This is a genomic window from uncultured Jannaschia sp. (assembly GCF_947494055.1).
Lineage (GTDB): Bacteria > Pseudomonadota > Alphaproteobacteria > Rhodobacterales > Rhodobacteraceae > Jannaschia.
In genome coordinates this window covers 92,210-102,099 of record NZ_CANLTR010000006.1, presented here as the reverse complement: position 1 = coordinate 102,099, position 9,890 = coordinate 92,210, and the positions used below count along the sequence as shown (strand labels likewise).

At 64.5% G+C, this 9,890-nt stretch carries 8 protein-coding genes and 3 pseudogenes; 3 read left to right on the top strand and 8 right to left on the bottom strand.

The annotated features are described in order from the left end of the window. The first annotated feature begins 1 nt into the window (after position 1). Positions 2-1,073, top strand: a pseudogene (locus tag Q1A87_RS08300) (alcohol dehydrogenase family protein). Between the two features lie 124 nt (positions 1,074-1,197). Here Q1A87_RS08300 and Q1A87_RS08295 read toward each other — a convergent pair. Next, positions 1,198-1,478 (bottom strand): annotated as a pseudogene (locus Q1A87_RS08295) (transposase); the annotation flags it as partial. Between the two features lie 583 nt (positions 1,479-2,061). On the opposite strand from Q1A87_RS08295, the pseudogene Q1A87_RS08290 reads away from it, so the two are divergent. Next, positions 2,062-2,166, top strand: a pseudogene (locus Q1A87_RS08290) (IS5/IS1182 family transposase); the annotation flags it as partial. 85 nt (positions 2,167-2,251) lie between these two features. Here Q1A87_RS08290 and Q1A87_RS08285 read toward each other — a convergent pair. The 7 genes from Q1A87_RS08285 to Q1A87_RS08255 all read right to left on the bottom strand — a co-directional run bounded on the left by Q1A87_RS08285 (position 2,252) and on the right by Q1A87_RS08255 (position 9,745). Beyond that, entirely contained in the window at positions 2,252-4,546 is a 2,295-nt protein-coding gene (locus Q1A87_RS08285) for a molybdopterin-dependent oxidoreductase (RefSeq protein ID WP_299649574.1), read from the bottom strand. Positions 4,547-4,562: 16 nt separating this feature from the next. Beyond that, the gene (locus tag Q1A87_RS08280; RefSeq protein ID WP_299649571.1) at positions 4,563-5,369 is read right to left on the bottom strand and encodes an FCD domain-containing protein; all 807 of its coding nucleotides are present in this window, start codon (positions 5,367-5,369) and stop codon (positions 4,563-4,565) included. A 61-nt stretch (positions 5,370-5,430) separates the two neighbouring features. Next, positions 5,431-6,660 carry an ABC transporter substrate-binding protein gene (locus Q1A87_RS08275; RefSeq protein ID WP_299649568.1) on the bottom strand — a complete coding sequence of 410 codons (1,230 nt, stop codon included), beginning with the start codon at positions 6,658-6,660 and terminating at the stop codon, positions 5,431-5,433. Positions 6,661-6,709: 49 nt separating this feature from the next. Beyond that, positions 6,710-7,717 carry a branched-chain amino acid ABC transporter permease gene (locus tag Q1A87_RS08270; RefSeq protein WP_299649565.1) on the bottom strand — a complete coding sequence of 336 codons (1,008 nt, stop codon included), beginning with the start codon at positions 7,715-7,717 and terminating at the stop codon, positions 6,710-6,712. 3 nt (positions 7,718-7,720) lie between these two features. Next, complete coding sequence (locus Q1A87_RS08265; RefSeq protein ID WP_299649562.1) at positions 7,721-8,596, bottom strand: branched-chain amino acid ABC transporter permease; 876 nt, start codon at positions 8,594-8,596, stop codon at positions 7,721-7,723. Continuing rightward, positions 8,593-9,312: an ABC transporter ATP-binding protein gene (locus tag Q1A87_RS08260; RefSeq protein ID WP_299649559.1), complete on the bottom strand. Its 720-nt coding sequence runs from the start codon at positions 9,310-9,312 to the stop codon at positions 8,593-8,595. The genes Q1A87_RS08265 and Q1A87_RS08260 overlap by 4 nt, the downstream gene beginning before the upstream one ends. Next, positions 9,299-9,745 (bottom strand): ATP-binding cassette domain-containing protein, encoded by a 447-nt coding sequence (locus Q1A87_RS08255; protein WP_363322967.1) that lies wholly within the window; start codon positions 9,743-9,745, stop codon positions 9,299-9,301. The genes Q1A87_RS08260 and Q1A87_RS08255 overlap by 14 nt, the downstream gene beginning before the upstream one ends. On the opposite strand from Q1A87_RS08255, the gene Q1A87_RS08250 reads away from it, so the two are divergent. Then, positions 9,699-9,890 carry a hypothetical protein gene (locus tag Q1A87_RS08250; protein WP_299649556.1) on the top strand — a complete coding sequence of 64 codons (192 nt, stop codon included), beginning with the start codon at positions 9,699-9,701 and terminating at the stop codon, positions 9,888-9,890. The genes Q1A87_RS08255 and Q1A87_RS08250 overlap by 47 nt on opposite strands.

Genomic DNA, 9,890 nt, shown 5'->3' with positions numbered 1-9,890 from the left:
GATGACGTTGCCTGCTACGATGAAAGCCGTCGTCCTCACCGGACATGGCGGTCTAGACAAGCTTGAATGGCGGGAGGCCGTGCCGGTTCCCCAGCCTGACGCGGGAGAGGTCCTGATCCATGTCGGTGCTTCCTCGGTGAACAATACCGACGTGAACACTCGGACTGGCTGGTATTCCAAGTCCGTGCGGGGCGACACGAACTCAGCGGCGACGGAAGGATATGGCGGCATCTCAGACGCCGACGGTTCGTGGTCCGGAGCGCTGAGTTTCCCGCGCATCCAGGGCGCCGATTGCTGCGGCAAGATCGTCGCGGTTGGCGAGGGCGTGGACGGTGCCCGTGTCGGCGAACGGGTTCTCGTGCGGCCGATGCATCGCCCAAAGAGCACGGAGCCTGATGTCCTTGTGACCTTCGGCTCCGAGCGCGACGGTGCCTTTGCCGAATATACGACCGTCGAGTCCGAACACGCCTTGAAGATCGACAGTACGCTTTCTGATATCGAACTCGCTTCCTTTCCCTGCGCTTTCTCGACCGCCGAAGGAATGATCCAGCGTGCGGCCCTGGGCGGGGAACGGGTGCTGATCACGGGGTGCCTCGGGCGGTGTCGGCTCGGCCGCCGTGCAACTCGCCAAACGCCGCGGTGCCCATGTCACCGCGGTCACCAGTGCCGCGAAGATGGAGGCGCTGAAGGAGCTTGGGGCCGATGCCACGGTTGATCGGGACGAGGCCTTCCCCGAGAACAGCTTCGACGTCGTGCTCGATCTGGTCGGCGGGCCGCGCTGGCCCGCGTTGCTGAATGCGCTCGTGCCGAGGGGCCGCTACGTAACCTCGGGCGCAATCGCAGGGCCGATCGTCGAGCTGGACCTGCGAACGCTATATCTCAAGGATCTGACACTTTTCGGAAGCACCCGACAGGCCCCGAGTGTCTTCACTGACCTGGTGGGCTACATCGAGATGGGCGACATACGCCCGGTCTTGGCTGAGCGTCGCCCTCTGCACGAGTTGCGCGTCGCTCAGGAGGCCTTCCTCGAAAAGTCTCATATGGGGAAGATCGGGATAGAGATTTCCGGGTGACGGATGCCGGAAGTCGCTCTTCCACGACGGAACAGGTCCAAGGTCGAGGAAGGGTTCACGGCAGACCTGCGGCTTGAAAGGATCGTGGCCACCGATAGAACCCACGAGGGTGTGCGTCGCATCACAGTGAGCGCGACATCACGACCGACGAGATTCCCTTCGAGGATGTCGGCACGAGGAATATCGTGCAATACCGATCCGATCGAGCTTCGTCGCATGGGGTGGTGCCTCGGTCGTCACGGTGAACTGGCCGCGGCATTCCTTCTCGGCGGACCCATACAGACCGGGGCGGACGGAGCCACCGCGCAGCGGGTGCGAGCTAAGGCTGCCGCAGTGCGGACAGAACTGGTCATTGCCCCAGATGGCGTTCTCGAGAACGAGCCGCGCGTGACGCTCGGTCGGCATCGTCTTCCAGATGTCGCGGACGGACTTCAGTTCGGTATCACGACGTAGGCTTCCTTCAGGGGGAACCAAAAGATTGGCTGGTTACTCCGAACCGGAGACGACTACGCCGAGGCGGATGGAAAGCCTGCAGGCTAGGCTTCCCGGGAACCCTGCTTTGTCTAGATAATATTGAAAAGGCGGAGCGGTTCGAGGAAGGAATGGTGACCAAGGCTGGGGATTGGCATCACGGTTCGTCCGCTAGGGCGACAATGTTTCTGTTAAGTTGCCGCGAGACGTATTCTTGAAGGCTTTATTACACGGAGGCTGCTCGGAATTCGCATCGCGAGTCCTGCGGTATAGCTGGGTGACAGGTCCAAGCCCGCACCGACCCTCTACGGCACCCTGAACTGGCCTGTCTACCACGCGTCTCTGTGCGGACGCGGGCCGCCGGCGGTCTGGTTCGACCCGTCGTCGAAACCGTGGCACGCAGCGTCTTCGAGCAGGCAGGGCGGGCAAGCGTTGCGTCTGCCGCAAGGTGCATCTGGCCTTGGACGAGCGTGAGGAGGATCAGGAAAGGCCCCGGTAGGGCGCTTCCCCAACGAACCTCGAGGTGCGGCTGGTCGAATTTGTTGGAAGCGGGGTGGGCGACGCGCGCATGCTGCCTAGCCTGCTGTCGCAGATCCTCGAGGGTGAGCCGATCGCGTCCATGTCGGCCCCCTCTCGGGATCATGCAGTCGAAGCCGTTAAACTACTTCCCAAAGGGTCAGACCAACCTGGTCTGGGTAATGGGTCATCTATATCGGGCCGTCGAAGGCTCTGATGTCGGGCACGTCGCCGTGCCACTTTTCGACCTCTACGCAACAGAGTTGTCCCGTTGAGCCCTGCGCGAGCCGTGATGTCCCCGCGTCCCGCGTCACTGCGTTAGGGTTGCCGTGTTGGCATATCCGTTGGCCGTCAAAGTCGATCGGATCGTACCAAGCGCCCGTCGGGAGATTGACGACGCCTCTTGCGACAGACTCGGTTATTGCTGCGGCTGCCAGACATGCGCCTCGATCGCTTGAAATCTTGATCAGGTCTCCATCCGCTATGCGTCGATCCTGCGCGTCGCCGGGATTGAGATATGCAACTTCGCGACCCTTTCGCTTGGACGCCTGTGAGGCCGCGCCGAAATCGAGCTGGCTGTGCAGCCGCGTCGCAGGCTGGTTTGAAACCAGCCAAAGCGGACAGGCCGGCGTGGGCACTTCGATCCGGTCGAGCCAGACCGGGTGTCCGGGACAATCGGGATAGCCGAACCCGGCGATCGTCTCCGAGTAGAGTTCGATCCGGCCGCTAGGAGTTGGAAGGGGGTGCGCAACCGGGTCGGCTCGGAACTTGCGGAGCATGCCGCCGTCGTCGACGGGCGCCGGCAAATCGACCTCGCCCGTATCGCGGAAGGCATCGAAGTCTGGTGCTGGAAGGCCGCGGGCCTCAAGTGCCGCGCGGGTGGGTTCGTAGAGGTGACGCAGCCAAGCTTCGGTGTCGCGCCCTTCCGTGAAGGCGTCCCCGCAACTCATGCGCGACGTAAGACCCTGGAAGATCGCGAAGTCGTCCCGCGCCTCGGCGAACGGCTCGGCCAAGGCGCGCATCGCCACCATCTGCAAATCGGTCTTGGCGGCGCCGATATCCTCCCGCTCGAGGCTCATGGTGGCAGGCAGGACGATATCCGCGTGACGCGCGCTCGCCGTCCAGGCGAAATCCTGCACGACGAACGTGTCGATTCCGGCGAAGGCTAGGGCGAGCCGCGTCAGATCCTGATGATGGTGGAATGGATTTCCGCCGGCCCAGTAAACCAGCTTGATTTGCGGGTAGGTCAGGCGCTGACCGTTGAAGTCGAACGAGGCGCCGGGATTCAGAAGCATGTCGGCGATGCGTGCGCAGGGGATGAATGCCTCGACCCCGTTCTGGCCCTGTGGAAGCGTTGGCAGAGGCAGGTCGATCGGAACCCGGCCGGTATGGCCGAGGGAGCCGAGCGCATAATTGTATCCAGCGCCCGGCAGTCCGATCTGCCCCAGCATCGCGGCCAGCGCGATACCGGCCCAGACCGGCTGCTCACCGTGCTCCGCCCGTTGCAGGGAGTGCGACACGGTGATCAGCGTTCGCCCCTTCGCTGCGTCGAGGGACAAGGCAGTAATGACCTCAGCATCGAGACCCGTGATGCCGGAGGCCCAATCGGGCGTCTTCGGTATGCCGTCCGCTTCGCCGCGAACGTAGGCGATCAGCCGGTCCGCGCCGACGCAATACGTCTCGAGATAGCGGCGATCGGCCAGCCCGGCCGCGTCCAAGACGTGCATCATCGCCAGCATCATCGCTGTGTCGGTCCCGGGCTGCGGCGCAATCCACTCTGCGCGAGCTTCAGGCGGGAAGTCTCCACGGAGGGGGCTCACGTTGACGAAGCGCGCACCGCGTGCAGCGGCCTCGGCCATCGATCCCCGTTCGATATGCCGGGAGATCCCGCCGGCGGCGACGTTCGAGTTCTTCACCGCCATTCCGCCGAAGGCGATGACCAGATCGGTATGCTCGACGATCTGCCCCCAGGTGATGTTGTGGCGCGAGATCGCCTCGAACGATCCGACGACGTGAGGGAGCAGGAACGTCGAGGCGCCGGCGCTGTAGCTGCCGACCGAGCCGACATAGCCGCCGAGGGCTGTGTTCAGGAAGCGGTGCAGCTGGCTCTGAACGTGATGGAAGCGTCCTGCGCTGGCCCAGCCGTAGGAGCCGCCGAACACCGCCTCGGGGCCGTGATCGTCGCGCACGCGCGCAAGCTCGGCGGCGAGCCTGTCGAGCGCTTCGTCCCAAGGCACCTCGACATAAGCGTCCGTCCCTCGACTTTCATCTGGTCCGGGGCCACGCTCCAACCATCCGCGTCGGATCGCAGGCCGCGCGATCCGCGCGCGGTGACGAAGCGCATCCGTGAAGTTGTCAAGGAGCGGGGAGGGATCAGGATCGTCGGGATGAGGCCGGACCTCGAGACGATCCCCCTCAAGTCGGCCACGGAAGCGGCCCCAATGGGAGCTATGGGGCAAGCCCCAGTTCGATCCGTCCTCTGCCATGTCCGTCCTTTCGGTGTCAGGGGCGATCGCGCGGGTTGAGCGCGATGTCCTCCAGCGTGAGATTGCCGTAGATAAGTCGAAGGTGCTCATGGGCGCTGTCCATGTGCTTGCGCATCAGGGCCGCGGCCTGATCCCCGTCTCCGTTTCGGAGGGCTTCGACGATCCGGCCGTGAAAGCCGCAATTCTCCTCGGACCAGGCGCCATGCAGTTCGTGATCCGCACTTTCGCGAGCGGTCGCCGAAACGAGCAATCCCGTCAGGACCTCGACCATCAGCGACAGGAGGGGATTGGGTGAGGCGGAGGCGAGTACCGTATGGAACGCGAACTCGGCTTCACGCTGCTGGCGCCGTCCGTCCCCGTCGCTGGCGGGACGGGACGAAATTTCGATGAGGGCCTCGAGCTGGCTGAAGGTCGCGGCGTCGACATGCCCGATCACGGACCGGACAGCCTGCACCTCGATCATGCTGCGCAGCTCGTAGATATTCTGAATGGTCGCAACCTCGAAGTAGCAGAAGTTGCGGATTGATTGGATCGCTTCCCGCGCGCCGCTGGCCGCGACGACCGGGCCGCCCTTCGGGCCTGTGCGGAGCTGGATCAGGCCCTGCACTTCGAGTTCGCGGAGCGCCTCGCGGATCGTCGCCCGGCTGACGCCATAGGCCGCGATCATGTCCCGCTCGATCGGAAGCGCATCCCCGGGCCGAAGGCGCTGCATGATGATCGAGGCGCGTATCTGTCCGGCCACGACGGCGGATCGTTTGGGCGGCCGGGCCGGGCGCGGCGGGGCCTGCGTCGTCTGCCCGTGTCTGCCTGAACGCCCCGTCATCGAAGATCTCCCGAGCGATGCCCCCGGCGGGCGGGCGCCCGCCGGAGAATGCGCCAATTGGCTATTGCGGCTCTGCCGTGGCGACGTTCTCGGGCCAGATGATCTGACTCGCGTCGCCCTGGACCTGGGCCACGGGCACCGGAATGAAGTCGGGGCCGGACTGGACCGTGTTATCCTCGCCGAAGGCGTACTTGCCCACGAGGCAGTCGTAATCCGTGCCGCCAATCTCGCTTGCGATGGCATCCGCATCGGTGCCGCCGGCCGCGTCGATGGCCCGCAGTGCGACCACCATCGTGCAATAGGCATGTGCGTGACTGTAATTGGCCGACACGCCGAACTCCGCCTCGATCCTGTCGTTGAACGCCTGGTGCTCGGGCGTGATCTCCGGGCTGAATTGCAACGCTGCCCAGAACATGCCGTCCGCGATATCCGGGGCCTGCTCCATGAATTCAGGACGGGTGGGATAGAAAATCGCCATATGCGACGCCTCAAGCGCCTGCTCGTCAAGCTGACGCACGAAGGAGATGCCGGAATTGGCCAATGTGAACACGGAGACCAGGATGTCCGGATCGAGCCCGCGCAGCTTGGAGAGCTGCGGGTAGAAGTCGGTCGTGCCGGTCGGCGTCGTCTCCGTCGCCGCGACCGTCCATCCATCCGCCTCGAACAGTTCGCCGATCTTCTCGGCATTGGCGATGCCGTAATCGGTATCCTCGACCACGAAGGCGATCGTCTTGTCACCTTCCGGCACGACGTCGTTCTCGAAGGCCCAGCTGTAGAAGCCATGCACAGCCTTACCGTACCCATCGCTGTTGTAGTTGCCCTTGTAATAGAGCGCGTAGCGCTCGGGGTCGGAGAGGACCTTGTCGGCGATAGCCGAGGAAACGGGCTCGGCGCTCAGGATCGGCACGCCGTATTGCGGCGCCATCTCCATCAGGGCGAGCGTCACATGACTGTGCAGCGTGTCGCCGATGATCATGTCGACATCGCTGCGGGTCATCAGCCTTTGCGCCGCCCCGATGGCCACTTCGGGTTTGGAGTTGGAATCCTCGACCACGAGCTCGACCTGCGGCGGTTCGTCGGAGACATAGTCGCCGGCCCCCTCGTTCCACTCCTTGACCGCAAGCTCCATCCCCTCGCGATGGGCGGTGCCGGTATTCGCCGCTGGGCCCGTCATCGGTCCGATCACCCCGATGCTGACGTCTTGGGCCTGAGCCGTGCCTGCCGTTCCGGCAAGCAGCATCAGAGCGAGTATGCGCCGCGCCGCTACAGGGCCCTTTGTATAAGTCGCCATGTCCTTCACCTCCTTCGTTGCAAGATTGTCGTCTCGGTTTCCTTCGCCATCATGCGGAACTCGAGCTTTCGTTCGTCCCGTGCCCTCGGCGGCGGCGCAGCCGGTCGAACTTCAGACCCGCGATGCCCTGCGGCGCCACGAATACGAACCCGATCACCAACGCGCCGTAGAGGAGCATCCGGTAGTCGCCGAACTCGCGCAAAAGCTCGAGCGACCCGGTCAGCAGCAGCGCGCCGTAGAGCGGTCCGAAGAACCGCCCCGCGCCGCCGACGATGATGATGGCCAGTAGCGTAATCAGCATTTCCGGCCCCGCCACGGAGGTCGGCGTGAGGATCATGACGTAATGGGCGTAGATCGCCCCGCTCAGCCCCACGATTCCCGCGCTCAGCGCGAAGGCCGCAAGCTTCCAGGCGCCGAAATTGATGCCAAGGCTTTCGGCCGCGGCCTCGGAATCCCGGATCGCAGCGAAGGTGAGGCCGGGCCGGGACCGTAGCAGCAGAAGCAGGCCCCCCTGCACGGCGAAGAAGAAGAGGCCCACGAGGATGAAGGACCCCCAAGCGTTGCCCAGACCGAAGCGGATCGTGGTTTCGCCGAAGGAGACGGGATCGAAGGGCGGGATGCCCCAGAACCCCAGTTCTCCGCGGGTGATGTCCTTGAGGTTGGAAAAGATAAGGCGAACGATCTCGGCGAAGGCCAGCGTGACGATCGCCACATGCGGCATCGAGCGGATTCGCAGGATGGGCAAACCGATGAGGAGGCCCGCAAGCGCTGCGAGCACCGCGCCCACCCAGATCGTCAGCCAGGGGCTAACGCCGCCGTAGAAGGCCGCAATCGCAGAGAGGTAGGCGCCGATGGCGAAAAAGGCATGGTGCCCCAGCGTCTTCAGACCGAGGATTCCGAGGGTCAGGTTCCAGCCCGAGGCGAAGATGGCGAAGATCAGGCTCAGCGTCAGGATGTGCAGGACGTAGTCATTGAGTGGCAGGACAAGCGTCAGGAGAAAGAGTCCGACGCAGATCAGAAACGACAGGGCAGGGCGGCGGCCGAGGATCTCCGTCATGCCTCAGGCCTCCCGTCCGGCAAAGAGCCCGTTGGGCCGTACCCAGATCACTGCAATCAGGAAGGTGAAAGCCACGACATCGCGCCATTCCGTTGGCAAGACCATCACGCTCGCCGCTTCGATCAGGCCAAGGAGGAAGCCAGCGGCGACGGCTCCTCCGAAGGAGCCCAGCCCGCCCAGGATCACCACCGCAAAGCCCTTCAAGAGGAATGACACCCCCATCCAGGGGTTCACCGTCAGGATTGGCGAAAGCAGGATCGCCCCGGCCCCGGCCAGCACGGCGGAAATGGCGAAGACGCTCGTATGCACCAGCCCAGCGGGGATTCCGACGGCAAGCGCGGCCTCGGCGTCCTGTGCCGTGGCGCGGACGATCCGGCCAAGGCTCGTGCGGTACAGGACAAGCGCGCAGAGGCCCATCAGCAGCAGTGCGATCACGAGAATCGACAGCCGCTGGACCGGCATCCGAAGCCCGCCGAGGCTGACCACGCCGTCGAAGAAGTAGGGCAGGGTGCGGAACTGCTCGCCCCAGACGATCTGCGCACCGCTTTGCAGGAAGATCGACAGGCCGATCGTCGCGGCGATGACGCGGAACGCCCAGTCCTCGCGGGCAAGAAGCGGGGCGATGGTGATGCGCTGGATCGCGGCGCCAATGCTGCCGACGAGCGCGAGCGTGACCACGGAGGCGAGCAGCACGTTCCATCCCAGCGTCACTGCGAAAAACAGGACCAAATAGCCGGCGATCATCAGAAGTTCGCCATGCGCAAAGTTCAGCACCCGCGTCGTGCCGTAGACCAGGGCGATGCCGGAGCCCACAAGGGCATAGATCGAGCCGGAGATGAGCCCATTGATAGCCATTTCGAGAAACAGGGGCGCGGTCATCGGGCGGCCTCCTCACGCACGCCGAGATAGACACGCTTCACTTCGGGATGGTCGAGCATCTCCTGGCCGGACCCGCTGAGGATCACGCGACCGCTCTCCAGCAGGTAGCCGCGATGGGATAGTGCAAAGGACAGCTTCGCGTCCTGCTCGTTGAAAAGGATGGCGACGCCCTCGCCATTGATCGTGCGCATGATCGCGCTGACGGTTTTGACCATTGCAGGCGACAAGCCGAGGAACGGCTCGTCCATCAGGAGGACCCGTGGCCGCGCCATCAGACCGCGCGCGATCGCGACCATCTGCTGCTGCCCGCCCGACAGCTTGCCGGCGGTCGCGTCCAGATGCTCCCGTAGGTCGGGCAGCAGGCCAAGCACCCATTCGAGAGACCCCTTCGTCTCGCGCGCAGGACGGGCATAGGCGCCCAGCACGATGTTCTCGTGCACACTCATGCGAGGGAAGAGTCGCCGTCGCTCCAGCACGATCGCCATTCCGTGACGCGGGCGCTCCGTCGCGGAGGCGTCCTGCATTTCGCGTCCGTCGAGCAACACACGGCCGCCCGACGGGGCCTTCAGGCCCATCGCCGCCTTCAGCACGGTACTCTTGCCCGATCCGTTCGGCCCCATGATCGCAACGATTTCGCCTTCGGCCACACGCATGTCGACCGACCAGAGCACCTGCGTGGCGCCGTAATGGACGTCGATCCCCTCAAGCCGCAGCATCGGCATCCCCGAGATAGATACGACGCACCTCGCCATGCGCCGCGATGTCGGCCATGCTGCCGGACGTGACGACACGTCCTCGGTCGAGGAAGACCGCGTCGTCGGCCAGCCCGTGCAGCACGTCCATCTTGTGCTCGATGACGAGCACCGTGATGCCCCGCTCGACACGAAGCCGGCGGATCAGGTCGAGGAGTTCCGGTACGCTGGGTTGATCGACGCCGCCTGTCACCTCGTCGAGCAATAGAAGTCGGGGTCGTGTCGCCAGCGCACGCGCGAGTTCCAGCCGCTTGCGCTGTCCCGTGCTAAGCGTCCGCGCAGGAGATGTGGCTTTTGCCCCGAGGCCCACAAAGTCCACGTATTCGGCGGCATCGCGACGAGCAGCTCCCATGGAAGCACCGCGCGAAACGATCGCGACCGCGACATTCTCGATCACGCTCAGGCCGCTGAAGGGCTGGGTGATCTGGAATGTCCGCGAAGGCAGCGACGCGATCCTTGATCTCGCGCGCTGCTCGGGCGGCCTGGCCTCTGGGATAGATCGACACGCGGCAATCGAGGCGACACCAGAAGGGCACCGATGA